The sequence below is a fragment of the Arthrobacter sp. MYb221 genome (genome assembly GCF_002979835.1).
GTDB lineage: Bacteria > Actinomycetota > Actinomycetes > Actinomycetales > Micrococcaceae > Glutamicibacter.
Map to the genome: position 1 here is coordinate 1 of NZ_PCPW01000012.1, position 26,476 is coordinate 26,476.

Genomic DNA, 26,476 nt, shown 5'->3' on the forward strand with positions numbered 1-26,476 from the left:
TTCAAAGTCACCACGGTGCATGACCAGCAAGCCAGGACCGCTCATATCAAGAATCACATGGTCGATAAGCTCGGCCGCCGTGATTTTCGTTCGTCCCGACCTGGAACCAAGTTGGTGGGCGATATTACCTACTTGCGAACCGGTGAAGGGTGGCTGTATCTGGCGACGGTGATCGACTTGTATTCACGTCAGATCGTTGGGTGGTCAATGGGTGCGAACATGCAAACGCAACTGGTTATCGATGCGATGCAGCTCGCGATGTCGCGTGGTTTCATCAGCGCTGGGACTGTTTTTCATTCAGACCGCGGAACTCAGTACACGTCAGATGCATTTCAAGCGTGGTGCTCTGAGAATGGTGTGCGGCAGTCAATGGGCCGTACCGGAGTGTGTTGGGACAATGCCGTTGCCGAGTCGGCGTTCTCGACGATCAAGAACGAGATGTACCATCATCGGGCGTTTACGAGCCGGGTTGCGGCGCGTACCGCGGTTATGGAGTTCATTGAGATTTGGTACAACAGGAAGCGTCCGCATACGACTAATGGCGGGTTGAGTCCTCAGATGTTGCTCGACTGGTATTGGGAGCAGAATTCTTTGGCTCTCGCGGCCTGAGTTTAATAAGAAAAAATCAAAGTTCGTGTCTCAGAAACTTGACCAGCTCACGGGAGCATGCCGTAGCCGGGCAGGTTCGCCGGTTCCCGGTCGCCGAGGAACAGGGCCTTGTCGGTCATGATGAGCTTGACGTCGAGGAAGAGCGGGATTTTGGGTGGGAAGCCGTTGAGTTGGCTGCAGATGAGCAGATCTGCTTGGAGCTGCTTTTTGGTGCGGGGGTCGTTTCCGGTGCGGTGGATTGCTTTGGCGCGTTGTTTGATGGATTTGGCCAGTGCGGTGCCTTCGATGAGGGGGAGCTTGGCGCTGAGCATGACGCAGTTTTTGCCTTTGCGGAAGCGGATGTAGCGTTTGGCGGCTTCGTCTTCGGCTTGGATGGCTTTTTCGCTGCTTTGGTAGCGTTCGGTGAATTTGCGGACGGTGTCGGTGATGGCGTTGGGGCCGAGGTGGTTGAACATGTCGGGGTGGGTTGCGAAGAGAGCGTCGAATTCGCGGCGTGGGTTGGTGTCGATTTCTTGCAGTGGTGCGGTGATGGCCAGTATTTGGCGTTCGGTGAGCTCTCCTTGTTCGAAGGCGTGGGCCAGGTGTGGGGTGTCTTCGTTGAGGATGCGGCAGGAGGTGAGGTAGTTGCAGGCGCCGTGGGTGGTTTGGCGGCGGTTGATGGCGATGGTTGCGGCGGCGCCGCGTGCGCTGTGGTCGATGTGGATGCCGCGGTCTTCGTGGTCGCGGACGACTGTTTTTTCGTAGTGGTAGGCGAGTTTGGCTTGGGCTGCGCTGCAGCTGGCTTTGAGTCGTTCGAGGTCGTCGATGGTTTGGGTGAGGGTGGTTTGGTTGCCGTGTTCCAGGATGGTGGCTAGGCGGGTGTTGAGGTCCTCGATGAAGGGCATGGGTTGGTTCAGGACGCCTGGGGTGGGTGGCCTGGGTGGGGGCTGGGTTTCGAAGTGTTTGTTGTCTTCGTTGTGTTCTTCGAACATATTTCCACTGTACGTGGGTGGCGTGGAGGGTTTGGGGTGGCGTTTACCAACTGTGGATTAGTGGAAACTTACCTGGCTGAGCGCCTGTGGAAAACGTCAATAAATCGCTGTGGCTTGAAGCTCTAGAGGCGTTGAATGAGTTGACAGGTATTGTCCCCGCAATGCGCAAGCTGCTGGCCTGGGGGCTGCGCCTATAGCGGGATCGTGGCCCGTGCTCTGATTCGGAAAGTATTTTGGCAAGCAAAAAGGGAGAAAATCTGCGAACAGATTTTCTCCCTTTTATCCGAGCCCCCTGCCGGAATCGATCCGGCGACCTCGTTCTTACCAAGAACGCGCTCTACCACTGAGCTAAGGGGGCAACAGGTAAATACTTTACACACAAATTATGTGTTTTCAAAATCAGGCACCGCTTAGTGCTTGACCTCACAAAATCCATGCTCAGTAGGGGTTCTCTGAATTCAATGGACACTGGTTGCTTGCCTGCGCAGCGGCGGCGTGATGGTCGGCCAATGCAACCAGCCGCCTTGGTTGCGAGGGCAAAATTGGGCGGAACTGGGACTGCGGGGAAGAGTGCGGGCGCATAGCCGAGAAGACTAGCTTTGAGTGAGTAGCGTCACGGGCAAGGTTTTTGGTGAGGGCCATTCAAAGTCCGCGAACAGAGAAAGTGAATAACCGTTTTCACTTGGATCTTTATGGGAAATTGGGGTTTGGTTCACGCGGGGTTGGTCCGATTTTTCTTTGCTGAGAAATCCGTGTAGAGTATTTACTCGTTGCCCCCTTAGCTCAGTGGTAGAGCGCGTTCTTGGTAAGAACGAGGTCGCCGGATCGATTCCGGCAGGGGGCTCTGAGTGGGAAGTCTTCTTGGCTTCTACAGGATGACTTCCCACTTGTGGCGGCGTAGCTCAGCTGGTTAGAGCGCACGACTCATAATCGTGAGGTCCCGGGATCGAGTCCCGGCGCCGCTACCGACAAAAGCCTCGAAAACTCGTTGAGTTTTCGAGGCTTTCTTCGTTTTCTAAGGCTGGCCGATATTATCGGCCGTGTTCCTCGATGCTTTCAGCGCCAATGTGCGGACCTGCTCGAGCAGCTCTTCATCGAATGGTTCACCGGTAGCCGGGTCTCCCGCATTCGCATCGTGCCCATGCACGGCCGTGTGAAGCCGCTGCATCTGGAAATCAAGTTTTTCGGCTGCGCCGGCCGCTTCGGTCAGTTCCTCGACCAAATGGCTCGGCACTGAGCCTTCGTACTTGTAGAAAATCTTGTGTTCTAAACTGGCCCAGAAATCTTGGGCGATGGTACGAATCTGCACCTCGACGATCACCGGGACTGGCCCCTCCGAGAGGAACACCGGAATCTCCAGGATTACGTGCAAGCTTTTATAGCCGTTCGGTTTCGGGTTCTTGATGTAGTCCTTGACCTGAAGCACCTTGAGATCGTTCTGTGAAGTGAGCGTATTAAGGATCTTGTAGGTGTCCTTGATGAAACTGCAGGTAATCCGGATTCCGGCGATATCGGTAATGTTCGCGCGAATTGAAGAGAGGGCTGGATCGATGCCGCGCTTGACTACTTTTCGAAGAATGCTCTCCGGTGATTTCACGCGTGAAGTGACATGCTCGATCGGGTTGTACTTGTGCAAATACAAGAATTCCTCGCGCAGGATCGAAACCTTGGTCAGCACTTCGTCCGCGGCGAAGCGGTATTCCATCATGAACTTTGGAAGCGACTGCCGCAGGGAAAGCGCGAAGTCATAGGCAAGCGGCCCGTCGCCGCCGGCGGAATTGCTGATCGGAGTAGGTAGGACGGCGTGGTGATCATCTGAATGGGGAGAAATTTCGGCCACCTCTGCATAAAGTAGTAGGCCCGAGGGCATACCAATATTTCGTCATCTTCTTCCACACTAATGCTGTCCACTAAGAATTAGGCATGAACGAGATACATGTTGGTAGTGCATTGTCGCGGTGTATAACGCTCTAACGTTGAGTGCAGGACTTTTGAAAGGGTCGGATGATTCTCGAACGTGAAAACCGGCAGCTCTGCCATGGAATTAGTTTTTCGCAAAATGAGCCAGATCCAATGTTGCGCCTGCGCCGTGGCGATGACTGGATCAATGAACCGCTTCGCGAAAACCGATCGATCACGCTGAGCGTGGGGGATACGAAGTTCTGTCTGGGATATGTGAGCATGCGTGCCGATGGTTCACGCAGCCTGCATCCCTGCCCGAAGCTCAAGGGACTGAACACCGGCACGCAATGCGATGGCTGCCGCCGTTTGGACCAAAGCAAATTCATGCACCAGTTCCACAAGACCGGAGAAGCGCCCGAGGGGCTGCGCAAATACCTGGAGCAACCGCATTTCCTGTACGTCGCAAGTTTCGCTCAAGGTGCTACCAAGGTCGGAACCACCTCGATGCAGAGCAAGTGGACGCGACTGGCGCAGCAAGGGGCGGTAGCCGCACGCTACGTCGCCCGGGCGGTAGATGGCGCAGCGATCCGCGTGTTGGAGGACCTTGTCACCGAGCATGTGGGTCTGAAGCAGCAGATTCGACAAAAATCCAAGGTTAAAGGGCTGACCTCGTGGGACATGGATGCCGCGAGTCTGGACGCTGCCAATGCATCGGCCGCGCGGCGCACGCAAACCTTCCTCGAATCGCAGGGGGACCTATCGGCCTATGGCGTGGAATTGATGGATCAGCGTTGGGAACAGCCCGCATTTGCGCGTGAGGTAATCCGCGCATGGGATGCCAAGTCCGTCCACCCATGGGCGGGAGCGGTTCCGGGAAGCGAACTGAATCTGCGCATTCGCGGGGTGCTTGGCCAGGTGATTCTCGTGGACAGCGGCGCGGAGACGACTCTAAGATTGCTCGATGCCGCGGAACTGAAGACTCGCGTGGTGAGCGTGAAAGAGCAGCGCGGTGAGTTCTTCGAGGAACAATCTCCATTGTTCTGAGTTTCACGCGCAATTTCGTTTCGCGCTGGGCACCGTGGCGCGCACCGTCAACTAAACTGGATGCCATGACCAACACTCCATGGGAAGCGGCCTCTCCGCGTTACAAGAAGCTTGTGTTCACCGCCATGGGTGTTATGGGCTTTGGGATTATCTTGGCAATCATCGGTGCGAACATTCCTTCGCTGCCGCTGGTCTACACCGCGATCTGCATTATGGTCGTTGGCATGCTGTGCCATATTGTGGCGCTGGCTGTCCGCGCCCGGGATACCCGCAACTGGCGCATCGCCAATGGACTGGCGACCCCGCGCGCCAAGAAGCAGAAGTAACAGAGCCACCAAAAGCTACTTAGCAACTCACAACGTGCAGGAGAACTAATGGGTATCAACCCTGACCTCGTGGGGCGTATCTACCCCGCCGGTGCGTCCTACCAGGTAGGACGCGAAAAGATTCGTGAATTCGCCACCGCAACCAAGGCAAGCTCGCCGGCGCATTTCGAGGTGAGCGCGGCCCGCGATCTGGGGTACGCGGATCTGGTTGCCCCGCCAACCTTCGCCATCATCATCGCGCAGCGTGCCGATGCCCAGCTCATCGCCGATCCGGCCTCGGGAATCGACTTCTCCCGCGTGGTGCATGCCGACCAGCGGTTCACCCACCACCGGCCGATCGTTGCCGGCGACGAACTGCTCGCCGAGCTCTACGTGGACCAGGTGCGCGAAATGGGGGCCGGGGCGATGATCACCACCCGCTCCGAGATCACCACCGTGGCCGGCGAGAAGGTCGCCACCACCACTTCATCGCTACTGGTACGAGCAGAGGACTAGGCCATGATCGAATTCTCCACCCTGGAAAAGGGACAAGTCATCGGCTCGAAGACGGTGAGCGTGAACCGGGGCGATCTGGTGCGCTATGCCGGCGCCTCGGGGGACTTCAACCCGATCCACTACAACGAGCGCTTCGCTAAGGAAGTTGGGCTCGACTCGGTGATCGCCCACGGCATGTTCACCATGGGTTCGGTCATCGAACTGGTCAGCGCGTGGGTGGGAAACCCCGGAGCGATCCTGGACTACCAGACCCGCTTCACCAAGCCGGTCATCGTCGAAGACCCGGCCGGGAGCAACCCGGGCGACGCGGCGGGCACCGCCATCGACATCGAAGGCAAGATCGGCGCGCTGGATGCCGAAGCCCGCACCGCGCGCGTGGACTTGACCGTATCGGCCAACGGAACCAAGGTGCTGATGAAGTGCCAGGCCGTGGTGCAGCTCTGAACAAGCACCCGGTAGGCGAAGCGCCCGGAGCGGTCATCGCCTGGCGCAATTCGCTGATGGCGGCCTACCTGGCCAGCGGCCTGCTGATCTCCGCTCTGGTTTCCCGGCTGCCGGCGGTGCGCGACGCGCTGGCGCTGGATCACGCGAATGTCGGCTTGCTGCTGCTCTGCCTCAGCGCCGGCTCCTTCCTGTCGGTAGCCCTCTCGGGGCAGGCCGTCTTGCGCGTGGGTGCCACCAACGTCATGCGCGTCGCGGCGAGCGTGGCGGGCAGCTCGCTGCTGCTGGTCGGGCTGGGCTCCGGGGCGTTGGGCTCCACCTGGCTGACCGGAGTATTTCTCTTCACCCAGGGGCTGGGGACCGCCGCGTGGAATGTGGCCTCCAATGTGCAGGGCGCGGCCATGGAACGGGCCCTGGGCAAAAGCATCATGCCCGCGCTGCACGGATTCTTCTCCATCGGCACCGTGCTCGGCGCCGGAATCGGTGCCGCCTCGGCCGCGCTGGCGCTGCCGGTGCAATACCACTACGGCGCGATGGGCCTGCTCATCGTGGGCACGGTGCTCTACAGCGCGCGGTTCTTCGGCGAGGACTTCGCCAGGACCCCGCGCACGCACTCCGGGCCTTCGCTGAAGGCGGCCTGGCGGGAACCGCGCACGGTGCTGCTCGGCGTGCTGGTGCTGGGCATGGCCCTGGCCGAAGGGGCCGCCGGCGACTGGGTGGCCCTCGCCCTGGCCGACGGCTACCAGAGCAGCGCGGCGGTGGGCGCCATCGGCTACGGGGTGTTCGTGAGCACGATGACCTTGACCCGGTTGCTGTCTGGGGATCTGATCCTCCGGCTGGGCCGGGTGCGCATGATCCAGGCCAGCGCGATCGCCGCGCTGGCCGGCGTGCTGCTCTTCGCCTTCGGCGGCAGCCTGCCGCTGGCCTTCCTCGGCTTGGCCGTGTGGGGGATGGGCGTCGCGCTGACCTTCCCGCTGGCGATGAGCGCCGCCTCCGCGGATCCGCTGCATGCGGCCACCCGTGTCTCGGTGGTCTCCACCATCGGCTACGGCGCCTTCCTGGGCGGCCCGCCGCTGCTGGGGCTGCTGGCCGGGGCGATCGGGCTGCTGCCGGCGCTGGGCAGCATCTCGATTCTGGTGGTGCTTGCCTTCTGCCTTTCCGCCAATATGGCAGGGTACCGCCAGGCCGAAGACCACTAGCACACGTAATTATCCGAAAGTAGGAGCATGCTGAAGAATTTGACGACATCGCAGGTCGGCGGCCCGGCCCAGTCGCTGGTGGTCGCCACCGCCGAGGACGAGCTGGTCGCGGCCATCGCGGCGGCCGACGCCGCCGGGCAGCGCATGCTGCTCGTCGGCGGCGGCTCGAACCTGGTCGTTTCCGATGCGGGATTCCCCGGGACCGTCATCCAGATCGCCACCCGCGGGGTGCGCGTGGAAGAGCAGAGCCCGCACACCGCGCTGCTGCGCGTGGCCGCCGGGGAGAACTGGGACGCCGTGGTGGAATTCAGCCTGGCCCAGGAACTGAGCGGGCTGGAGGCACTCTCGGGCATCCCGGGCTGCGCCGGAGCCACTCCGGTGCAAAATGTGGGGGCCTATGGCGCCGACATATCGCAGACCCTTCAATGGGTGCGGCTCTACGACCGGGAAACCGGCGAGCGGCTCACCATGGACAAGGAGCAGCTTTCCTTCGGCTATCGCGACTCGCTGATCAAGCGCACGAGCGAGAACGGTTCGCCGCGCTACGTGGTGCTGGAAGTAGGCTTCGCACTGCGCCGCACGGAGGCCTCCGCGCCGATCCGCTATGCGGAATTGGCCCGGCGGCTCGGCGTGGAAGCCGGGGACAGCGCGCCGGCCGCAAAGGTGCGCCAGAGCGTGCTGGAGCTGCGGCGCTCCAAGGGCATGGTGTACGAGCCGAACGATCCCGACTCGCACTCCACCGGCTCCTTCTTCACCAACCCGATCCTGCCCGCCGAGGTGCTGAAGCGGCTACCGGCGGACGCACCTCACTACCCGGTGCCCGAGGCGGGCCTGGTGAAGCTGTCGGCGGCCTGGCTGATCGACCAGGCCGGCTTCGCCAAGGGCTTCGGGCTTCAAGGCAGCGCGGGCTACGAGCTGGCCGGCGGGCGGGCGGCCCTGTCCACCAAGCACACCCTGGCGATCACCAACCGGGGAGGGGCCAGCGCCGCGGATCTGCTGGCCATCGCCCGGGCGGTGCGCGCCGGGGTCCACGAGCGCTTTGGCATCATGCTGGTCAACGAACCGCTGCTGATCGGCCTCGCCCTCTAGAGCGCGCAAAAAGCCCCTTCGAGCCGATGGCTCGAAGGGGCTTTGCCGTGTGCCTAGAGGCGGCCCTGGGCGATGGCCAGCATGCGGCGCAGCGGCTCCGCGGCGCCCCAGAGCAGCTGGTCGCCCACGGTGAAGGCGGAGATGTACTGTGGGCCCATTTCCAGCTTGCGGATGCGGCCCACCGGGATGTCCAGGGTGCCCGAGGCGGCAACCGGGGTCAGCGCGTCGACGGTGGCTTCCTTGGTGTTGGGCACGACCTTGGCCCACTCGTTGTCGGAGTCCAGCAGCGATTCGATCTCGGAGACCGCCAGGTCTTCCTTCAGCTTCAGGGTCAGCGCCTGCGAGTGCGAGCGCATCGCGCCGATGCGCACGCACAGCCCGTCCACCGCCACGTGCCGCTCTCCGCTGGTCTGCAGGATCTTATTGGTCTCGACCCCGGCCTTCCACTCTTCCTTGGACTGGCCGTTGCCCAGGTCCGCGTCGATCCACGGGATCAACGAGCCGGCCAGCGGCACGCCGAACTGGGTGGCGTCCAGCCCGCCGCGCTGCGCGGTCAGCACCTTGCGGTCGATCTCCAGGATCGCGGAGGCCGGGTCGTCCAGCTCGGAGGCGACGTGGGAGTTGATGTCGCCGAACTGGGTGAGCAGCTCGCGCATGTGACGGGCGCCGCCGCCGGAGGCGGCCTGGTAGGTCATCGAGGTGCCCCATTCGACCAGGTTGTTCTTGAACAGCCCGCCGAGTCCCATGAGCATGCACGAGACGGTGCAGTTGCCGCCGACGAAGTCCTTGACCCCGGCGACGAGGGAATGATCGATCACGCTGCGGTTGACCGGGTCGAGCACGATCACCGAATCCTCGTTCATGCGCAGCGTGGAGGCCGCATCGATCCAGAGCCCATCCCAGCCGGACTTGCGCAATTCGCTGTGGACCTTGGAGGTGTAGTCCCCGCCCTGCGCGGTGACGATAATGGGCAGCTTGGCCAGGGTTTCAAGATCGTAGGCGTCCTGCAGCGCCCCGGAGCCTTCGGCGAATGCCGGGGCGGCGCCGCCGGCGTTCGAGGTCGAGAAGAAGACCGGGTCGAGGTGCGCAAAATCGCCTTCGTCGAGCATGCGCTGCATCAGCACGGAGCCAACCATGCCGCGGTAACCAACAAATCCAACAGATGAAGTCATATCTCCATGGTAGGGCGCGCGGGCCATCTGGGCCGGGTTCGTTACAGCAGTTAAAGCAGAATCACACCCGAGGCCCAGCAGGGCTCGAGTGTGATTCGCGGAAGCCGAAGAGTTACTTTTCCTCCAGCAGCTTCTTGCGATTGTTGATGGCCCACATCGCGCCGAAGATGAACAGCTGGGTGGGGACCAGCAGCATGATCAGCCCGAAGACCTTGTTTCCGCTGAGCACCATGAAGAAGCCCAGGGCCGCCACCACCAGCGCCAGCAGGGGGAAGAGCATGTAGCCGAGGATGAACAGCGCCTCGGGGTGCGCCTTGAGCTCGCCAAGATATTTTTTCACGTCGGTTAGTCCTTTTCGCGGATCCAGGATTCGAAGCGGTAGCCGATACCGCTCTTTGAGCTATGCCAGGCCTCGGCCGGGTCGGCCGCGGAGAGCTTAAAATCTTCCGGGAGCGCCGGGGCCTTGGTATCGCCGGCCGGGCTCAGATCAAGCCGGGTGACCACCGCAACATCGAGCAGCTCCAGGGCCGCGGCGTAGAGCTGCCCGCCGCCGATGATCCAGATCTCTTCGCTGCCCGGGCTCTGCCGGGCGATATCCAGCGCTTCGCGCAGGCCGCCGGCCGGGATGCCGCCGTCGGCGCGGAGCTGATCCTGCTTGCGGGAGGTCAGCACGATATTGCTGCGCCCGGGCAGCGGGCGGAACTTGGCCGGGAAGGATTCCCAGGTGTTGCGTCCCATGATCACCGGGTGCCCGGCGGTGACGGCCTTGAAATGGGCCAGATCCTCGGGCACATGCCAGGGCATGGAGCCGGCGGCGCCGATGATCGAGTTGGCGCCCTGCGCCCAGATCGCGCCGATCAGCGGTGCCTGGCCGGTGGCGTGGCGTGGACTCATACGGCCACGGCCCCCTTGATGGTCGGGTGGTGCTGGTAGTCCTTGAGCACAAAGTCTTCCAGCGTGTAGTCGAAGAGCGAGGCCGGCTTGGACGCGAATTCCAGCTTCGGGTAGGGGTAGGGTTCGCGGCGCAGCTGCTCGCGGACCTGTTCCAGGTGGTTGGTGTAGATGTGGGTGTCGCCGCCGGTCCAGATGAATTCGCCCGGTTCCAGATCCAGCTGCTGGGCGACCATCAGGGTCAGCAGGGCGTAGGAAGCGATGTTGAAGGGAACGCCGAGGAACATGTCGGCGCTGCGCTGGTAGAGCTGGCAGGAGAGCTTGCCCTCGGCGACGTAGAACTGGAAGAACACGTGGCAGGGAGGCAAGGCCATCTTCTGGATTTCGGCCACATTCCAGGCCGACACGAGGTGCCGGCGCGAATCGGGGTTGCTTTGCAGGGAATCCATGACCTGGGAGATCTGGTCGATATGCGCGCCGTCCGGGGTCGGCCAGCTGCGCCACTGCACCCCGTAGACCGGGCCGAGCTCGCCGTCTTCATCGGCCCATTCGTTCCAGATGCGCACACCCTGGTCCTGCAGCCATTTCACATTTGATTCACCGCGCAAAAACCAGAGCAGTTCCGCGGCAACCGACTTAAAATGCACCCGCTTGGTGGTGATCAGCGGGAAGGATTCGCTCAGGTCGAAGCGCAGCTGGCGGCCGAAGACGGAGCGCGTGCCGGTGCCGGTGCGGTCCTCTTTCGCGGCGCCGTTCGCGAGCACGTCGGCCAGCAGGTCTTCATACGGTGTGGCGATAGTCTGTGAAGTCACCGTTCCATCCTAGCTTTCCATGGCCCGATCGCGCTAAAAGCGGCGCCGGCTCAGGCGAGCATATCGTGGTACTCCGGGTAGCGGGAGAGGTAATCCTGCACGTAGCTGCATTCGGGGACGATCTTGGCTCCCTCGGCGCGCAGCTCATCGAGCACCATGGTCACCAGCGCGCGGGCGTAGCCGCGGCGGCCGAACTCCTCGTTCACGATCGTATGCTGCAAGGTCACCAGCTGCTCCTCGCGGTGGTAGCCGATGAAACCGATGAAGGTGGAGCCGTGCCATAGCGAGTAGCGCCCGCGCCCCGGGTCGTGGTCCATGCGCAAGCCCTGATGCACGATCTTCTGCACCGGGTGTTCTGGCTGTTGGGCAGTCATGGCGGTTGCCTCCTCGAACGTGACTTCTCTCACCTCTAGTCATAGTCGCATTCGGGGATAGATGCAACGACCGCGCGCGAGTCAGTCGTGATAGGGCGCGTGGATCTCCACGGACACGAACTGATGCTTCGCGCCGATGGCCTGCTGGGCCACGATCACCCCGCCCGGATCCAGGAAGGGGTCCTGGGCCGGCAGCAGGGCCGCGACCTTCGCCGAAACCCGGGCGCGCAGCACCTCGATGATCAGCGGGAGCACCGGGCGGTGCGTGCAGATCACCTGCGAACGCGACTTGGCCACGAGCTTCTCGATGGCGCGTTGGGCCTTGTGCGGCTTGCGCTTGGCCTCGTGCTCGGTGATGGAGCGGATGGTTTTCAGCTTCAGCGCGTGCAGCACCAGGTACGGGGTCACCGTTTGCACGCAGCGCGTCCACGGGGAGGAAGCCACATGCTCCGGGCCCCACGCGTCGAGCATGCGCGCCACCGCCTGCGCCTGCCGGCGGCCGGTGGCCGCCAGCGGGCGTTCGCCCTCGGCGCGTGTCCACTTGCCGCGCGGCTTGGCCTTGGCATGGCGCAGGATGATGAAGGCCAGGCTCTCCAGGCGCTGCTTCTGGTGGGCCTTGAGCAGATCCTCGAGCGGGGCGAGATCCGAGGGGTTGGTCAGCAGCGCCGCGGCCTCGGCCGCCGCGACCCAGCGCAGCTCATCGCATTCGACGCCGTCGGGCTCCGCCTGCAGCGCAGGGTCCACCTTGGCCGCCCAGTAGTAGACGACCTTGGTTTTGCCCTTGACCGAATAGGCGGTGGCCGCCAGCGGGATGCCGAGGTTCAGCCGCAGGCCGACCTCTTCGCGCAGCTCGCGGATGGCGCATTCGGGGATCGACTCGCCGGAGTCGAGCTTGCCCTTGGGCCAGGACCAATCGTCATAGCGCGGGCGGTGGATCAGCAGCACGTGCAGTTCGCCGTCGCGCAGCTGCCAGGGGATCGCTCCGGCGGCGACCACATCGAATTCGCCCAGGCGGATCTCTTCGGCATCGCTTGAGCGCTGTAGTTCGCACAGCTGCAGACGTGAATGCTGGGACTGGGAAGCGGTCACTAGTTGTGCAGTCCGCTCTGCCGGCGCCGGGTGTGCTCTTCGGTGAGCCAGAACTGGATGTCGGTGAGCGCCTTGCCCTCGGCATCCTGGTGGTGGCGGGTCCACGCGCCATCGGAGCCCAGATGCCAGCTCATGGTTGAATCGTCCATATAGCGCCCCAGCAGGTCGGTGAGGGAGTCGATGTCCTCCTGGGCGTGCAGCGAAACGAGCGCCTCCACGCGGCGGTCCAGGTTCCGGTGCATCATATCGGCGCTGCCGATGTAGACCAGCGGGTCGCCGGCATTGCCGAAGAAGAACACGCGGCTGTGCTCCAGGAAGCGGCCGAGGATCGAGCGGACGCGGATGTTCTCGCTCAGGCCCGGCAGCTGCGGGCGCAGCGCGCAAATGCCGCGGACGATCACATCCACCTTCACCCCGGCCTGGCTGGCCCGGTACAGGGCATCGATAATGGCCTCGTCGACCATCGAATTCACCTTGATGCAGACGTAGGCCGCGACCCCGTTTTGCGCGTTGGCGATTTCCTTCTCGATCAGCTCCAGCAGCCCGGTGCGCACCGTGCGCGGGGCCACCAGCAGCCGGTGGTAGGTGGACCGCGGCGCGTAGCCAGAGAGCTGGTTGAACAGCCGCGAAACATCTTCGCCTACGGCTTCGTCGCAGGTCAGCAAGCCAAAGTCTTCGTAGTAGCGGGCGGTGCGCGGGTGGTAGTTGCCGGTGCCGATATGGCAGTAGCGGCGCAGCTTGTCGCCTTCCTTGCGCACCACCAGGGAGAGCTTCGAGTGGGTTTTCAGGCCCACGATGCCGTAGACCACGTGCACCCCGGCCTGCTCCAGCTTGCGCGCCCAGGTGATGTTCGCCTGCTCGTCGAAGCGCGCCTTGATCTCCACCAGCGCCAGCACCTGCTTGCCGGCCTCGGCCGCGTCGATCAGCGCGTCGACGATCGGGGAGTCCCCGGAGGTACGGTAGAGGGTCTGCTTGATCGCCATCACCTTCGGGTCCGCGGCGGCCTGCTCCAAAAACGCCTGCACGGAGGTGGAGAAGGAATCGTAGGGGTGGTGCAGCAGGATGTCGCGCCGGCGCACCGCGCCGAAGACATTCGCGGCCTTCGCGGTCTCCGATTCGTTCAGGAACCTGGAGGTGTGGCCCACATGCTTGGTGTAGTGCAGCTCGGTGCGGTCCAGCGCGGCGATGACGCCCAGCCCGCGCAGATCCAGCGGGGCCGGCAGCCGGAAGACCTCGTCTTCCTCGATATTCAGCTCGCGCACCAGCAGTTCGAGCACCTGCGGGTCAATGTCGTCGGCGACCTCCAGGCGCACCGGCGGGCCGAAGCGGCGGCGCAGCAATTCCTTCTCCAGGGCCTGGAGCAGATTCTCCGCGTCGTCCTCCTCGACCTCCAGATCCTCATTGCGGGTGACGCGGAAGAAGTGGTGCTCGACGATTTCCATGCCCGGGAACAACAGGTCCAGGTGCACGGCGATCAGCGCTTCGAGCGGGATGAACCGGGCGGTGCGCTGCGAGGAGTGCGCCGCCTTGGCTCCGTCGATGCCGACCAGCCGGGCGATGGTATCGGGCACCTTGAGCCGGGCGAAGAGCTCCTTGCCGGTCAGCGGGTTGCGGACCACCACCGCGAGGTTCAGCGACAGCCCGGAGATGTAGGGGAAGGGGTGCGCCGGGTCGACCGCCAGCGGGGTGAGCACCGGGAACACCTGGGAAACGAACCAGGAGGAGAGGTGCTGGCGCTCGGATTCGCCGAGTTCATCCCAGCGGGTAATCCGGATGCCTTCCTCCGCGAGGGCCGGGCGGACCTGCTCGGAAAAGACCAGGGCATGCCGGGTCTGCAGCTCGTGGGCCGAATTGAGCAGCAGTTCGAGCTGGTCGACCGGGTTCATCCCGTTGGCTGCGGGCACCGCCAGGCCGGTGGCGATGCGGCGCTTGAGCCCGGCCACGCGCACCATGAAGAACTCGTCGAGGTTCGAGCCGAAAATTGAGAGGAAGTTCACCCGCTCCAGCAGCGGGAGATCCTTGTCTTCGGCGAGTTCCAGAACGCGCGCGTTGAAGTGCAGCCAGGACAACTCCCGATCCAGGAATCGTTCGTTGTTGAATCCACCCTCGGGATGCCGGGCCGGCGATTTGATGGCCGGCTCGATGCGGTCTTCGTTCATCTTCGACGCTGGCACATCACGTAACTGTGAGGCCGGCTGCTTCGGGGTGGTAGTCATCTACTGAACTCGCTTCTTTCTGCAAGTGGAAACCTAGTTGCACCTCATTGCGCTGGCCAGAGGCTCTGCTCTGCCCGGTACCCTACGATTCTATCGGCTGCGGGCCGTACATGATGTCGGTGTCCCAGAGTGTGAAGCCCAGCGAACGGTACAGGCTGACCGCCGCCTGGTTCTCGGCGTCAACGTAGAGCAAGACGGCGCCCACTCCCATTTCCAGCAGGTAGTTCACGCCGAGGGCGGTGAGCACGCGGCCCAGGCCCAGGCCCTGGGCTTCGGGGACCACGCCGACCACGTAGACCTCGCCCAGCGGGCGGACCGAATCCCCGGTGGCCGGGTGGATCTTGGTCCAGTGGAAGGCGATGACCTGCTCCGCGGCGTCGAAAGCCAAGAAGAAGCCCGCAGGATCAAACCAGGATTCGGCCATGCGCGAGTCCAAATCAGCCAGCGTGAGCGAACCCTGCTCCGGATGGTCCGCGAATGCCGCCGCGTTGGCGGCCAACCAGGCCGGCTCGTCCTCGCCCACCCGGAAGGTGCGGACGTTGCTGCCGCGGTCCAGCTGCGGAACTTCCAGCGCTTCGGGGCTTTCGCGGCGCAGCTTATGGAGTTCGCGCACGGTGGCCAGGCCGATTGCCTCGGCCAGCTTCTTGGCCGCGGGATGCCCGCCGTGGGCCCACGCCTGAATGCGGCTCAGTTCCAGCTCTTCGCCGAGGCGCTGCACGAGGGCCGAGGCGATGCCTTGCTGGCGATGCTGCGGGTGCACCACGAGTTCGACCACCCAGGAATCGGCCTCCGGATCACGCACCGCGGCCACCACGCCGACCAGCGTGGACTCTCCGGGGTCCGCCTGCTGCTCGGCGCGCAGCGAGAAGACCTTGTCCGAGAATTCCTCGGAGCCAAGGGCGACCAGGGTCTGGTCGCTCAGCGGCGGGTTGCCGTCGTGTTCCTGAGCTGCGGCGGCAAGCTTGCGTACCTCAGCAAGTTCGCGTTCTTCCAGCTCACCTTGTGTTTTCTCGATGGACAAAGTAGTTTGTGGCAGTTCGCTCATACCTTCACCTTAGCCGGTGATTCCGTGCAGCTACCAGTGGCGGGAGAAACTTAAACTTCGGTGTAGAAGCGGTAGCCGACATTTCGCACGGTGCCGATCAGCTGTTCATGATCGGTGCCGAGTTTGGCGCGCAAGCGACGCACGTGAACGTCGACGGTGCGGGTACCGCCGTAGTAGTCGTAGCCCCACACTTCGTGGAGCAGCTGCTCGCGGGTGAAGACGCGTCCGGGGAACTGCGAGAGGTACTTGAGCAGCTCAAATTCCTTGTAGGTCAGATCCAGCATGCGGCGATCGATGCGCGCGGTGTAGCTCAGCTCATCGATGGTCAGCCCGGAGGTATTCTCCTGGACCACCACCTCCGGTGCGGCCGAAAGGATCAGCCGGATCCGGGCCTCGAGCTCCCCGGGGACCGCGGTAGGCAAAATGAAGTCGGAGGCATGCCAAGCGGAATTCAGAACGCCCAGGCCACCCTCGCCAATGACCAGCAACAACGGTAAATTGACGGTAGAGTGGATGGTTTGCGCCAGGGCTCGCGCGGCAATCAGCTCGGTGCGCGCGTCGAGAATGACCGCTTCGGCGTCGCCGATTTGGCTCAGCGCCTCGGTGTTGGCCGGCAAGCAGCGGTTCTCGTGAAGCAGCAGTTCCAGCGCCGGAAGCACCTCGGCACCGGTGCTTGCATTATTACTCAGGAGCAGTAGGTGCGCCATGATGGAGTTCCTCCTGCCAGTGGTGTGCGAAAAAATCGTTTTTACGTGTCACAGTATAAAGAAAGAATCACTCAAAGTGCGCATGTGAACGAGCAAGTGCCCGGACTATTACCGATGGGAAATTTAGTTTGCGAATCAAGGTACTGATTAGTGGGCTGCTCGCCGCGGCCCTGTTGGCTGGCGCCGCCAGCCTCAGTTCGCTGAACTTTGCGATGGCGGCGGTCGCCGTGGTGCTGCAGCTAGTTTTTGCCTATACCTGGCCGCGGATGACGCGTTCGGAGACTCCCTGGACGATCAGCATCATCCTCGCGATCGCCGCCCTGGCCTCCACCGCGGCGACGCTCTTCATGCCGGGGGCCACGCAGACCTCGCATAGCGTCGAGGTCATTGCCGCCGGGGTGCTGATGATTTTCATTACGCAGGTCATGCGCGGCTCCACCGCCGATGGGCGGCTAGCCGGAGTGGTTTCGGGGATCACCGGTTTGGCCATCGTGGCGCAAGGCTCGGGATGGGCCGCCATGGGCCTTGGCGAGGGGGCGCTGGGGGTCACCGTCTTCACTCTCATCGCGCTCGTTGGCGCCGGGGCGATCGCCATTACCCGGTTGCCGGACCGGATTACCTTCGTGCTGGCCCCCTTGATCGGCGGGGCGCTCGGGGCGGCGGCCAGCGCGTTGACCTTCGGCCCCACCTGGTACCAGGCGCTGACCATCGGGGTGCTGGCGGGGCTGCTGGTGGGCAGCCTGCGTGCGTTGGCCTTGTCCACCCGCAGCATCCGCACGCTCTCCGGTGTGCTCGCCCTGGCTAGCGGGATCCTGATCCTGGCCGGAGCGATGAGCTGGTACGTGATGGCCCTGCTGAGCTAATCATGAAATGTGATGCCTGCTTCGTCACGAGTGTCGGAAATACCGAATTGCTCGGGCTAAGATGTAGGCATGAATGAAAATTACCTTGCACTCGAAATTTTCTTCCTCGCCTTGCTGACCATTGCAGGTCTGGGCATGGCCGGATTCGCCGGACTTGTAGTAAAGCGTCTCTTCAAGGGGCAGAAGTAGAAGCAGCGCACACAAAAACGTGTGCGCTGTTTCCATTTAACCGGGCAACTTAGGAGCAGCTAGTCTATGGCTTTTGACATTCCCACGGACCTCATGCCGGAACTCGTGCCCTTCTCGTGGCTCATCGGCAGCTGGGAAGGAAGCGGGCGCCTCGGCGACGGGGAGGATGCGGACCCGCACTTTTGGCAGCAGGTCACCTTCCGCGAGGTCGGCGCCCCGTATCTGGAATACCGCAGCGAAGCGTGGCTCACCGAAGCCGACGGCACCAAGCTGCGGATCCTGGCCGTTGAAAACGGCTTCTGGTCGCTTGACCGTGAGCAGCAGGATGCAGACGCGGGCCCAGGAATGACCCCGGGAGAGATCGTCCCGGCCTTGCGCTCGGCCGACGACGTGCAGCAGCTGCACACCGCAGAGGGCTTCAAAATTCAGGCGCAGATCCTGCAGCCTGGCGGGATCAGCGAACTTTACTACGGGCTGATCGACGGTCCGCGGGTGCACCTGGCCACCGAAGCGTTGTTGCGCAGCAAGAACGCGAAGCAGTACGCCTCCTCGACCCGGATGTACGGGCTTGTCGGCGGAGATCTATTTTGGCGTTGGGATGTGTCCTTGGGCAATCAAGATCTCAAGGCTCATGCCTCAGCCGCGCTGAAACGTGTTACTACAGAGGCGATGGATTCCTGACATGAGCGAAAATCAATATCGTTCGGTGCTGCTGGATCGTGCGGCAGCAATCGAGGCATCCGGGGCAGATGCCGGCGTGGCAGCGCATTATGGCGCGCCCACCCGCGAGGCCCGCAAGCTATTCCAAGGCCAGGCGATTGCCGACCTGAGCCACCTTGACGTGCTGGAACTGCGTGGCGAGGACCGGCAGAGCTGGTTGAACACGCTCAGCAGCCAGTCGCTCACCGGGCTGAAGCCGGGGGCCTCCAGCCAGGCGCTGCTGCTTTCGGTTCAGGGGCGTATCGAGCACGAGATGAAGGTGCTCATCGACACCGATCGGGTGCTGCTGATCGTCGAGCAGGGGCGCGCCGAGCCGCTGCAGAAATTCCTCGAATCGATGCGGTTCATGCTGCGGGTGGAACTGGCAAACCTTTCGAGCACCCATGGCGTGCTCGGCGCGGTGCGCGAGATTCCCAGCTGCAACGAGCTGGTGTGGCGCAATCCGTGGCCGCAGGTCAGCGCCGGGGGATGGGCCTATTCACGCGAGGACCACCCGGGTCTGGAACGACCGTGGTTCTTGCATGTTGTTGAACTTGAGCGCTTGGAAGAAGCCGTCGGCGAGGAAGAGCTTGCCGGGAGCATGGCGGTCGAGTCCCTGCGCATCGCCGCCTGGGAGCCGCGCTTCGGTTTCGAGAATGATGACAAGACCATCCCGCATGAACTGGATTGGCTGCGCACCGCGGTGCACATGGACAAGGGCTGCTACAAGGGGCAGGAAACCGTTGCCCGCGTGCACAACATCGGCCACCCGCCGCGTCGCCTGGTGTTCCTCGACCTCGACGGGTCGATGCACACCTTGCCGGCCGCCGGTTCGGAGATCAAGCTCGGTGAGCGCACCGTCGGCAAGCTGACCTCGGCCTCCCTGCACTATGAAGCCGGACCGATCGCGCTGGGCGTGATCAAACGCAATGTTGACCCCGAAGCGGTGCTGAGCGTCGTGGACGGCGAGAGCGTCTACCCGGCCGCGCAAGAGGTCATCGTGGCCACGGACGCCGGACAGACCGCGGGCCGGTTCACCGGTTTCCTGCGGACCCCGCCCCCGGCCTGAGCAGCTTAACGCAACAGCGGTCCGGCACCTCCCGCGGGAGGTGCCGGACCGCTGTTGCTTTGCCGGTGCGGAATTTAGCCGAAGAGGATCCGGGCCTCGTTGTAGCGGTCCATCGGAACCCGCTTGAGGTTGTTCAGCGCCGCGCGCAGCGGGACGCGGTTGACCTTGGTGCCGTGGATCGCGACCATGGTGCCCCAGGCCGAATCGGCGACCGAATTCACCGCGGCCATGCCAAGCCGCGTGGCCAGCACGCGGTCGAACGCGGTGGGCACTCCGCCGCGCTGGATATGGCCCAGCACGGTGGCGCGGGTTTCGAGGCCGGTTTGCTCCTCGATCAGCGGGGCGAGCATTTCGCTGATTCCACCGAGCCGCGCCCGGCCGAAGGTATCCACCCCACGCACCGAGAACGCCTCGTCCAGGCCCTCGGGGACGAACCCCTCGGAGACCACGACCAATGGTGCACGGCCACGCTCGTGGGCTTCGCGCACCCACTGGTAGATCTCTTCCATGGTGGTGGAAACCTCGGGGATGAGGATCGCATGGGCGCCGGAGGCCATGCCGGCGTGCATGGCGATCCAGCCGACGTGCCGGCCCATGACCTCGGCGATCATGCAGCGATGGTGCGAGTCCCCGGTAGTGCGCAGCCGGTCGATGGCCTCCACGGCGATCTGGTTTGCGGTGTCGAAACCGAAGGTGTAGTCGGTGGCGTCCAGGTCGTTGTCGATGGTCTTCGGGACGCCAACCACCGGCAGCCCGGCCTCGCACAGGCGCTGCGCGCCGGCGAGGGTCCCCTCGCCGCCGATCGCGATCAAGGCGTCGACATTGTTCTGCTTCAGCGTGGCGGCGATATGCTCGGCTCCGCCATTTTCTCCCTCGAACGCGTTGGTGCGCGAGGTGCCTAGAATGGTTCCGCCCTGTTTGGCGATACCGCGGACGGCGGTCCGGGGAAGCTCGAAGAAGTCGCCTTCCTTGACTCCCTTCCAGCCGTCGCGGAAGCCAACAAATTCGTAGTCATAGCTTTTGATGCCATTGAGCACCGCACCGCGGATCACCGCGTTCAATCCCGGGCAGTCGCCTCCCGAAGTCATGATTCCAATGCGCATTTACCCTCACTTAGTAAGTAGGGAAGACTTCGGATACACGACGGGTTCCTTGCTGAATGCTGCTGCGGAGCGGGCCGGGTATCCGAGGAAAACCCTTCGGACTTCATTCGATTCCGCGCACCATTGAGCATCGAGTTGTCTAAGATTCTACGTGGTTAAAACCACAAGAGCGAGTTGTTTGCCACCTGAGGTAGCGAACAACCCGCTCTGTTTCAGAGATACTCCGTGGGATTAGAACTTGCGCAGCAGTTTCTGCAGCACGATGCTGTCATCCTGGGCCGGAATCAGCAGCCAGGCCACGATGTACGCGCCGATGCCGATGACCGGCAGGAGGAAGGAGAGCAGCAGCCCGATGCGGACCAAGGTGACATCCCAGCCGAACTTATCCGCGATGCCGCCGGCGATCCCGGCAACCATGCGCGAGGGGCCGCGGCGCAGCGGGATCGAACGGATCTGGTTGAAGAAGGTATCCATGAGTGCTCCTAAAAAAGGTGGGTGCTAGTCGTTGTGGGAAGGTAGTTCGGTGTTCTTGCCGCTGGCCTTGCGTGCCGAGGAGATGCCCGCGAAGATCATCCCCACCCCGGCCAGGGCAACCAGCGCGATGAAGAACAACGGGGTGTCGAAGTGCCAGCTGAATAGGGTTCGGCTGAGCGTCGCAAGCGCGACCACGACGAGGATCAGGCCAAACACCAAGGTGCCGGCAGGAAATTTTGCTTCGGTTTGCTGATCAGAATTCATGCTGTCCGCTCCTTAGAACGTTGGGTTGGAGGCGCCGGTTCCATCGCTTGAGTACTCGGGATCGTATCCAGAGAATACGCCATTGATCACGACCGTGAGCGTGGGGGCATCTGCGGCGAAGCCGCCCGCCGGCTGCGAATTGTTTTCGTTGAGCGAGGAGAGGAACAGCCCGTCGGCCTGGATCTGCACCGGAATGTTCGTGGGCAGTTCGAGATCCACCTTGGAGAAGACCGAGGAGACCTCCACCGTCGTCGGCTCGGTGATCGTGGACAGGTGGCGCAGGTCCACCGTCGACTTGCTGAACACCGAGCTGTACTGGTTCGAATCCGTGGCCACGCCGACCGTTTCGCCCTGCATGCCGCGGAAATCGTTGCCACCGAAGATCACCGTGAGTACCAGCAATGGAATGGCCAGCCCGAGCAGCCCGCCGCTGGTGCGGTGCGCGAGGGAGACGAAGACCAGCGCCAAGCCGACCACGAACAAGCCGATGGCAAATGCCGTGCCCCACCCGTTGCCCGGCAGCGCGATCGCCCCGAGGTAATCCGCGGCGAGCACCAACGCCACCGTCAGGATCGTGACGCCGACGATGATGGTGGCAACCCAGCCGGGAACCGGGGGAGCATTGCGCAGCTTTTTATTCGCCTTGGCGAAATGTGGATCCAGCTGCGGACCGTGGTCCTGCGGGATATGGCCGAAGCCGCGAGGTTCGGGGTCCATGGAGTCCTCCTCGGAGTCTGCGTTGCTCTTGTCGGTGTGCGGGTGCGTGGTTTCTGGATTGCGCAGCGGCTTCGTAGCCGGTGGGAACTGTTCGGGATAAACGGTTGCCTGCGTGCTGAAGGACTGGGCACGCTGCGCTCGCCAAGGCTTTTCAACGACGGAGCCGGGTGCCGGGGCGCTGGGCTTCGGCGTGCGGCGGGGTTTGGAGGTGCCGGCAAACTTGGTGTCGCGTCGGCTGAAGATCACGAAGAGGATTCCGGCGACCACCAGCAGCGGCCACAGAATCGGGGCCACGGTGCTGAGCAGCCAGGGGGCGAGGAAGAAGCCGATGAGCAAAAATACCAGGGCTCCGGTGAGCGCGCTGGTCCAGTCCTTGCCGTGCACCGCCCGCTCCAAGGGGATCGTGCCCTTGGGGCCGGGCAAGAGCCCCCAAGCCAGCCCGTAAACCAGGAAGCCGGTTCCGCCGAGCAAACTCAACGCGACGAATACCCCGCGCACCAGCACCACATCGATGTTGAATCGCTGTGCGATGCCCGCCGCAACGCCGCCCAGCCACTGGGAATCTTGCCGTTCGATGCCAATTTTGCGTAATTGGTCGAAAACGTTGCTGCGCGGAGAGTTCTCGTTGTCCATGCTTAAATCTTCTCCCGGGGGCGGGCTTAGCGCTATGAGGGGCTACCCTGATTCTTCCCTAGGGGCCGCCCTGACTTCCGGCAGCGACCCGGTTTTCTGCCCGGGAACGTGCTTGACTTGTCAGTATGGAACGAACCGAGCAGCGAAATCAGATCGTACGCAGTGAATCCCGGCTGATCGCCGGGGTGTGCGGCGGCCTCGCTGTGCACCTTGGCATACCGGTGAACTACCTGCGTATCGGGTTCTTGGGGCTTACCGCCCTGGGCGGGGCCGGCGTATTGCTCTACGCCTGGCTGTGGGTGTTCACTCCCAGCGCCGAAGAATCCAAGGCCGGAGCGCTGCGCTCCCGGGGTACGGGGCCGCGCACGCTCGCGGAGGAAATGGGCCGCGTGCAGCAGGGCATATTTTCCCCGCGCGAGATGAGCGAGAAGCTTTCCTCCTGGCGTGAAACCCTCATCGGCGCCGCCTTGCTGCTGGTGGCGCTGCTGGCGCTGGGGCAGTGGCTCGGGCTGAATATTCGCTGGGATCTGATTTGGCCCAGCTTGGGCATCATCGCCGGCGTGCTGCTCGCCTGGCTGCAGGTTGATGGGCAGCACCTCGACGGTGACCGCAAGGCCAAGGCGCTCGTCTTCGGGCGCTTGATTCTGGGCCTGCTGCTCGCGATCGGCGGGCTGCTGGCGATTCTCAGCGGGAGCGTGAGCACCTCCGATCTGCTCGGCGGGATGTGGGCGGCGCTGGCGATTATCACCGGCGCGGTGGTGGTGCTGCTGCCCTGGGGCGCCAGGTTGTGGCGCGACTATCTTTCGGAGAGAAGCAATCGGCAGGCCGCGGCGCAGCGCGCGGACTTTGCCGCGCATCTGCACGACTCGGTGCTGCAGACGCTGGCCGTGATCCAAAAACGCAGCGATGACCCGGCCGCGGTGCGAACCCTGGCGCGCGTGCAGGAACGCGAGCTGCGCGCTTGGCTCTATGAGGCCGAGGAGCTCGACGAGAAAGACGTGGTCGTCGAAATCCAGGCCGAGGCCGACAACGTCGAGAAATTGCTGCTGCGCGATGTCGATGTGATTACCGTCGGCAATGCCAGGGGCTTCGACGGGCAGCAGGCGCTCGTGGCGGCGAGCCGGGAAGCGATGATGAATGCCGCAAAACATGCCGAGGGGACGATCTCGGTGTATGTCGAATGCAGCGAGCAGCTGATCGAGGTGTTCATCAGGGATCGCGGAAAGGGCTTCGACGTAGGCGGGATCGACAAGGACCGCTATGGGGTGCGCGAATCGATTATCGGGCGGATGCAGCGTGCCGGCGGGCAGGCTTCTATTCGCAGCGGCGAGACGGGCACCGAAGTAGAGTTGAAAATGCCAAGGAACAGCAGTCAGGAAGATACAGAATCATGAGTAGCGAACAGCAGAACTTCACTGTGGTGTTGGTAGACGACCATGGAATCTTCCGCTCCGGGCTCCGCGCGGATCTCGGTGAGGATCTGCGCATTGTCGGTGAGGCGGGGTCCGTTGAACAGGCTATCGAAGTCATCGAAAGCCAGCGGCCGGACGTGGTCCTGCTCGACGTGCACCTGCCCGGCGGCCGCGGCGGCGGGGGCGCCGAGGTCTTGCGCGGTTGCGCGCACCTGCTGGGAACCACCAAGTTCCTGGCGCTGAGCGTTTCGGATTCGGCGCAGGACGTGGTCACGGTGATTCGGGCCGGGGCACGGGGCTACGTGACCAAGAGCATTTCCGGAACCGAAATCTCGGACGCGGTGCGCCGGGTGGCCGGGGGAGATGCGGTGTTCTCGCCACGGCTGGCGGGCTTTGTGCTTGACGCATTCGGCGGTGCAAAAGTGGCCGAAGCGACCGGCATCGACGAGGAATTGGATCTGCTCTCGGACCGGGAACTGCAGGTGATGCGCCTGATCGCCCGCGGCTACAGCTACAAGGAGGTGGCCAAGGAGCTGTTCATCTCGGTGAAAACCGTGGAATCGCATGTCTCGAACGTGCTGCGCAAATTGCAGCTCTCGAATCGCCACGAACTCACGCGCTGGGCGGTGGATCGGAAGATCCTCTAGGCGTCAACGAGTGCGGGCCCGATCCGGTGGATCGGGCCCGCACTGTTCGGATGCCGCTTTACTCGGCTTCGCCCAGCAACCGGGCCATCCGCGAGACGCCCTCGGCCAGGTCTGCATCGCCCAGCGCATAGGACATGCGGATATAGCCCGAGGGCCCAAAGGCTTCGCCCGGTACGACCGCGACTTCCGCCTGCTCCAGGATGAACGCGGCCAGCTCGGCGCTGGTGTGGTTCACCACGCCGCGGATCTTCTTGCCCAGCAGCCCGCGTACGTCCGAGTAGGCGTAGAAGGCGCCCTCAGGCATCGGGCAGTGCAATCCGTCGATGGCGTTCAAGCCCTCGACGATGGCCAGCCGGCGGCGGTTGAAGGCGACCTTCATCTCCTCGACGGCATCCAGTGGGCCGGCCACGGCGGCCAAGGCGGCACGCTGGGACACATTGGCAACATTCGAGGTCGCATGGGACTGCAGGTTGGTGGCCGCCTTGATGACGTCCAGTGGGCCGGCCATCCAGCCCACACGCCAACCGGTCATGGCGTAGGTCTTGGCCACGCCGTTGAGGATGACCACCCGGTCTTCGAGCTCCGGAACCAGCGTCGCAATGGAGCTGAAGGACGCGTCCCCGTAGGTCAGGTGCTCGTAGATCTCATCGGTGACAACCCACAAGCCCTTTTCGGCCGCCCAGCGGCCGATTTCCTTGATCTGCTCTGCCGTGTAGACCGCGCCGGTAGGGTTCGAGGGGGAAACGAAGAGCAAGACCTTGGTGCGCTCGGTCAGCACGGACTCGAGCTGCTCGACGGTGACCTTGTAGCCCTGCTCGGGGCCGGCGAAGACGGATACGGGCACCCCGCCCGCCAGCTGCACCGACTCCGGGTAGGTGGTCCAGTAAGGAGCCGGAATGATAACCTCGTCTCCCGGGTCGAGCAATGCGGCAAAGGTGTTGTAGACCGCCTGCTTGCCGCCGTTGGTCACCAGCACCTGCGCGCCAGCCAGCTCGTATCCGGAGTGGCGCAGAGTCTTTTCGGCAATTGCTTCGCGCAGTTCAGGCAGGCCCGCCGCGGGGGAGTACCGGTGGTTCTTCGGATCCTGGGCGGCCTTGACCGCCGCCTCGACGATGTAATCCGGAGTTGCGAAGTCCGGCTCGCCGGCGCCGAAGCCGATGACCGGACGACCGGCTGCCTTGAGCGCTTTCGCCTTGGCATCGACCGCTAGCGTTGCGGACTCGGAAATGGCGCCGATGCGGCGTGAAATTCTAGACATAGAAAATGCATCCTGACGGTTACGTAAGCTGCTGTTAGCTCCAATCCTAGTTCCCAGTATTTGCCGATGCTCAGTGAAATCGAAAAATGACACCAACTGATCACTAACTAGTGTTCAGAATGCGGTGTGCGACACACAGGGTGCAGTCAGTTCGACATTTGCTGGTTCGTTGCGTAAAGTTATTTCTCGTTGCTGAGACATCGCAACCGACATGGAAAAGTCCTGATCGGCTAAGATGTTCTCAGTAAGAGCGGTAGCTCAAAGGGTAGTGGCGCAATTGGTAGCGCAGCGGTCTCCAAAACCGCAGGTTGCAGGTTCGAGTCCTGTCTGCCCTGCGCAGTAGCGATGGTAATAATCGCACAGCGAATCTCAAATCACGGTGTGTTGTGGTCGGTCAGGCTGCGGCGCACCGTGATTGTTTCAACTGGCCAAAAAAATTGAAACGAGGATCAGGTTGAGCGAATCAGCTGCCGTAAACCCCGGAAATGGTGAGAAGGCAAAGAAGGGCTTCTTCGGACGCATCTTCCTATTCCTGCGCCAGGTAATTTCAGAACTGAAGAAGGTCGTTACCCCAACGCGTAGCGAGCTCGTCAATTACACGCTGGTTGTAATCGGTTTTGTTTGCGTCGTTATGTTGATCGTCACGATCCTTGACTTCGTACTGGGCCAAGGTTCGATCCTCCTGTTCACCAATCAGCCAGAACAGTAATTTATTTGCCGCGGCGGTATAATCGCCCGCAGGTAGTAGATGTCATTCAGTCAAAGA

The 26,476-nt window shown here is 62.9% G+C and carries 28 protein-coding genes, 4 tRNA genes and 1 pseudogene; 16 read left to right on the plus strand and 17 right to left on the minus strand.

Features of this window, described 5'->3' with window-relative positions; all coding sequences use genetic code 11:
* A pseudogene (locus CQ015_RS13905) lies at positions 1–609 on the plus strand (IS3-like element ISAar37 family transposase); the annotation flags it as partial.
* A 47-nt stretch (positions 610–656) separates the two neighbouring features.
* Here the strand turns inward: CQ015_RS13905 and CQ015_RS13910 are convergent.
* Positions 657–1,580, minus strand: coding sequence for a DUF222 domain-containing protein (locus CQ015_RS13910; RefSeq protein ID WP_105650412.1), 924 nt, complete (start codon positions 1,578–1,580; stop codon positions 657–659).
* 286 nt (positions 1,581–1,866) lie between these two features.
* Positions 1,867–1,938: transfer RNA gene (locus tag CQ015_RS13915), tRNA-Thr, on the minus strand.
* Between the two features lie 414 nt (positions 1,939–2,352).
* On the opposite strand from CQ015_RS13915, the gene CQ015_RS13920 reads away from it, so the two are divergent.
* Both CQ015_RS13920 and CQ015_RS13925 read left to right on the plus strand, forming a co-directional pair.
* A tRNA-Thr gene (locus CQ015_RS13920) sits at positions 2,353–2,424 on the plus strand.
* A gap of 47 nt (positions 2,425–2,471) precedes the next feature.
* Positions 2,472–2,545 (plus strand) — tRNA-Met (locus tag CQ015_RS13925).
* A 50-nt stretch (positions 2,546–2,595) separates the two neighbouring features.
* On the opposite strand, the gene CQ015_RS13930 is transcribed toward CQ015_RS13925, so the two are convergent.
* On the minus strand, positions 2,596–3,450 hold the full coding sequence (locus tag CQ015_RS13930; protein WP_105553167.1) for a GTP pyrophosphokinase family protein: 855 nt from the start codon (positions 3,448–3,450) through the stop codon (positions 2,596–2,598).
* Between the two features lie 203 nt (positions 3,451–3,653).
* On the opposite strand from CQ015_RS13930, the gene CQ015_RS13935 reads away from it, so the two are divergent.
* From CQ015_RS13935 to CQ015_RS13960, 6 genes are all read left to right on the plus strand, one after another.
* A complete protein-coding gene (locus CQ015_RS13935; protein WP_105650459.1) occupies positions 3,654–4,526 on the plus strand; it encodes a DUF2797 domain-containing protein in 873 nt (290 codons plus the stop codon).
* A gap of 65 nt (positions 4,527–4,591) precedes the next feature.
* Positions 4,592–4,852: a hypothetical protein gene (locus CQ015_RS13940; protein ID WP_096283766.1), complete on the plus strand. Its 261-nt coding sequence runs from the start codon at positions 4,592–4,594 to the stop codon at positions 4,850–4,852.
* Between the two features lie 48 nt (positions 4,853–4,900).
* Positions 4,901–5,347 carry a MaoC family dehydratase N-terminal domain-containing protein gene (locus CQ015_RS13945; protein WP_105553165.1) on the plus strand — a complete coding sequence of 149 codons (447 nt, stop codon included), beginning with the start codon at positions 4,901–4,903 and terminating at the stop codon, positions 5,345–5,347.
* Positions 5,348–5,350: 3 nt separating this feature from the next.
* On the plus strand, positions 5,351–5,791 hold the full coding sequence (locus CQ015_RS13950) for a MaoC family dehydratase (RefSeq protein ID WP_105553164.1): 441 nt from the start codon (positions 5,351–5,353) through the stop codon (positions 5,789–5,791).
* Positions 5,767–6,987 (plus strand): MFS transporter, encoded by a 1,221-nt coding sequence (locus tag CQ015_RS13955; RefSeq protein ID WP_258138588.1) that lies wholly within the window; start codon positions 5,767–5,769, stop codon positions 6,985–6,987. Before CQ015_RS13950 ends, CQ015_RS13955 begins: the two co-directional genes overlap by 25 nt.
* Positions 6,988–7,014: 27 nt before the next feature.
* The gene (locus CQ015_RS13960; RefSeq protein ID WP_105650413.1) at positions 7,015–8,076 is read left to right on the plus strand and encodes a UDP-N-acetylmuramate dehydrogenase; all 1,062 of its coding nucleotides are present in this window, start codon (positions 7,015–7,017) and stop codon (positions 8,074–8,076) included.
* A 53-nt stretch (positions 8,077–8,129) separates the two neighbouring features.
* Here the strand turns inward: CQ015_RS13960 and asd are convergent, their stop codons facing one another.
* The 9 genes from asd to CQ015_RS14005 form a co-directional block, all read right to left on the minus strand.
* On the minus strand, positions 8,130–9,248 hold the full coding sequence (gene asd / locus CQ015_RS13965) for an aspartate-semialdehyde dehydrogenase (RefSeq protein ID WP_105553162.1): 1,119 nt from the start codon (positions 9,246–9,248) through the stop codon (positions 8,130–8,132).
* A gap of 112 nt (positions 9,249–9,360) precedes the next feature.
* On the minus strand, positions 9,361–9,588 hold the full coding sequence (locus CQ015_RS13970; protein ID WP_096283756.1) for an NF038396 family protein: 228 nt from the start codon (positions 9,586–9,588) through the stop codon (positions 9,361–9,363).
* A 5-nt stretch (positions 9,589–9,593) separates the two neighbouring features.
* A complete protein-coding gene (locus tag CQ015_RS13975; RefSeq protein ID WP_105553161.1) occupies positions 9,594–10,142 on the minus strand; it encodes a dihydrofolate reductase in 549 nt (182 codons plus the stop codon).
* Positions 10,139–10,951: a thymidylate synthase gene (locus CQ015_RS13980; protein ID WP_105650414.1), complete on the minus strand. Its 813-nt coding sequence runs from the start codon at positions 10,949–10,951 to the stop codon at positions 10,139–10,141. The genes CQ015_RS13975 and CQ015_RS13980 overlap by 4 nt, the downstream gene beginning before the upstream one ends.
* Before the next feature lie 50 nt (positions 10,952–11,001).
* Complete coding sequence (locus tag CQ015_RS13985; RefSeq protein WP_105650415.1) at positions 11,002–11,325, minus strand: GNAT family N-acetyltransferase; 324 nt, start codon at positions 11,323–11,325, stop codon at positions 11,002–11,004.
* 81 nt (positions 11,326–11,406) lie between these two features.
* Positions 11,407–12,414 carry an NUDIX hydrolase gene (locus CQ015_RS13990; protein ID WP_105650416.1) on the minus strand — a complete coding sequence of 336 codons (1,008 nt, stop codon included), beginning with the start codon at positions 12,412–12,414 and terminating at the stop codon, positions 11,407–11,409.
* Complete coding sequence (locus CQ015_RS13995) at positions 12,414–14,630, minus strand: RNA degradosome polyphosphate kinase (RefSeq protein WP_105650417.1); 2,217 nt, start codon at positions 14,628–14,630, stop codon at positions 12,414–12,416. The genes CQ015_RS13990 and CQ015_RS13995 overlap by 1 nt, the downstream gene beginning before the upstream one ends.
* 82 nt (positions 14,631–14,712) lie before the next feature.
* Positions 14,713–15,675 (minus strand): mycothiol synthase, encoded by a 963-nt coding sequence (gene mshD / locus CQ015_RS14000; RefSeq protein ID WP_105650418.1) that lies wholly within the window; start codon positions 15,673–15,675, stop codon positions 14,713–14,715.
* A gap of 50 nt (positions 15,676–15,725) precedes the next feature.
* Positions 15,726–16,382 carry a response regulator transcription factor gene (locus tag CQ015_RS14005; RefSeq protein ID WP_105553155.1) on the minus strand — a complete coding sequence of 219 codons (657 nt, stop codon included), beginning with the start codon at positions 16,380–16,382 and terminating at the stop codon, positions 15,726–15,728.
* Positions 16,383–16,510: 128 nt separating this feature from the next.
* Between CQ015_RS14005 and CQ015_RS14010 the strand changes: the two genes are divergently transcribed.
* From CQ015_RS14010 to CQ015_RS14020, 3 genes are all read left to right on the plus strand, one after another.
* Positions 16,511–17,245, plus strand: a complete 735-nt coding sequence (locus CQ015_RS14010; protein ID WP_105553154.1) for a hypothetical protein — start codon at positions 16,511–16,513, stop codon at positions 17,243–17,245.
* A gap of 255 nt (positions 17,246–17,500) precedes the next feature.
* The gene (locus CQ015_RS14015) at positions 17,501–18,115 is read left to right on the plus strand and encodes an FABP family protein (RefSeq protein ID WP_105650419.1); all 615 of its coding nucleotides are present in this window, start codon (positions 17,501–17,503) and stop codon (positions 18,113–18,115) included.
* A gap of 1 nt (position 18,116) precedes the next feature.
* On the plus strand, positions 18,117–19,202 hold the full coding sequence (locus CQ015_RS14020) for a folate-binding protein YgfZ (RefSeq protein ID WP_181148212.1): 1,086 nt from the start codon (positions 18,117–18,119) through the stop codon (positions 19,200–19,202).
* A 74-nt stretch (positions 19,203–19,276) separates the two neighbouring features.
* Here CQ015_RS14020 and CQ015_RS14025 read toward each other — a convergent pair whose 3' ends face one another.
* The 4 genes from CQ015_RS14025 to CQ015_RS14040 all read right to left on the minus strand — a co-directional run bounded on the left by CQ015_RS14025 (position 19,277) and on the right by CQ015_RS14040 (position 22,393).
* A complete protein-coding gene (locus CQ015_RS14025; protein WP_105650420.1) occupies positions 19,277–20,305 on the minus strand; it encodes a 6-phosphofructokinase in 1,029 nt (342 codons plus the stop codon).
* A 231-nt stretch (positions 20,306–20,536) separates the two neighbouring features.
* Positions 20,537–20,779, minus strand: coding sequence for a PspC domain-containing protein (locus CQ015_RS14030; RefSeq protein ID WP_096283732.1), 243 nt, complete (start codon positions 20,777–20,779; stop codon positions 20,537–20,539).
* A gap of 24 nt (positions 20,780–20,803) precedes the next feature.
* On the minus strand, positions 20,804–21,043 hold the full coding sequence (locus CQ015_RS14035) for a hypothetical protein (RefSeq protein WP_105553151.1): 240 nt from the start codon (positions 21,041–21,043) through the stop codon (positions 20,804–20,806).
* Between the two features lie 12 nt (positions 21,044–21,055).
* The gene (locus tag CQ015_RS14040; protein WP_105650421.1) at positions 21,056–22,393 is read right to left on the minus strand and encodes a PspC domain-containing protein; all 1,338 of its coding nucleotides are present in this window, start codon (positions 22,391–22,393) and stop codon (positions 21,056–21,058) included.
* A 125-nt stretch (positions 22,394–22,518) separates the two neighbouring features.
* Here CQ015_RS14040 and CQ015_RS14045 point away from each other — a divergent pair, with 125 nt between their 5' ends.
* On the plus strand, positions 22,519–23,787 hold the full coding sequence (locus CQ015_RS14045; RefSeq protein ID WP_105650422.1) for an ATP-binding protein: 1,269 nt from the start codon (positions 22,519–22,521) through the stop codon (positions 23,785–23,787).
* The gene (locus CQ015_RS14050; protein ID WP_105650423.1) at positions 23,784–24,452 is read left to right on the plus strand and encodes a response regulator transcription factor; all 669 of its coding nucleotides are present in this window, start codon (positions 23,784–23,786) and stop codon (positions 24,450–24,452) included. The genes CQ015_RS14045 and CQ015_RS14050 overlap by 4 nt, the downstream gene beginning before the upstream one ends.
* 58 nt (positions 24,453–24,510) lie before the next feature.
* On the opposite strand, the gene CQ015_RS14055 is transcribed toward CQ015_RS14050, so the two are convergent.
* Entirely contained in the window at positions 24,511–25,710 is a 1,200-nt protein-coding gene (locus CQ015_RS14055) for a pyridoxal phosphate-dependent aminotransferase (RefSeq protein WP_105553147.1), read from the minus strand.
* A gap of 262 nt (positions 25,711–25,972) precedes the next feature.
* Here CQ015_RS14055 and CQ015_RS14060 point away from each other — a divergent pair.
* Both CQ015_RS14060 and secE read left to right on the plus strand, forming a co-directional pair.
* Positions 25,973–26,045: transfer RNA gene (locus CQ015_RS14060), tRNA-Trp, on the plus strand.
* A 119-nt stretch (positions 26,046–26,164) separates the two neighbouring features.
* Entirely contained in the window at positions 26,165–26,419 is a 255-nt protein-coding gene (secE, locus tag CQ015_RS14065; RefSeq protein WP_105553146.1) for a preprotein translocase subunit SecE, read from the plus strand.
* Positions 26,420–26,476 lie beyond the last annotated feature (57 nt).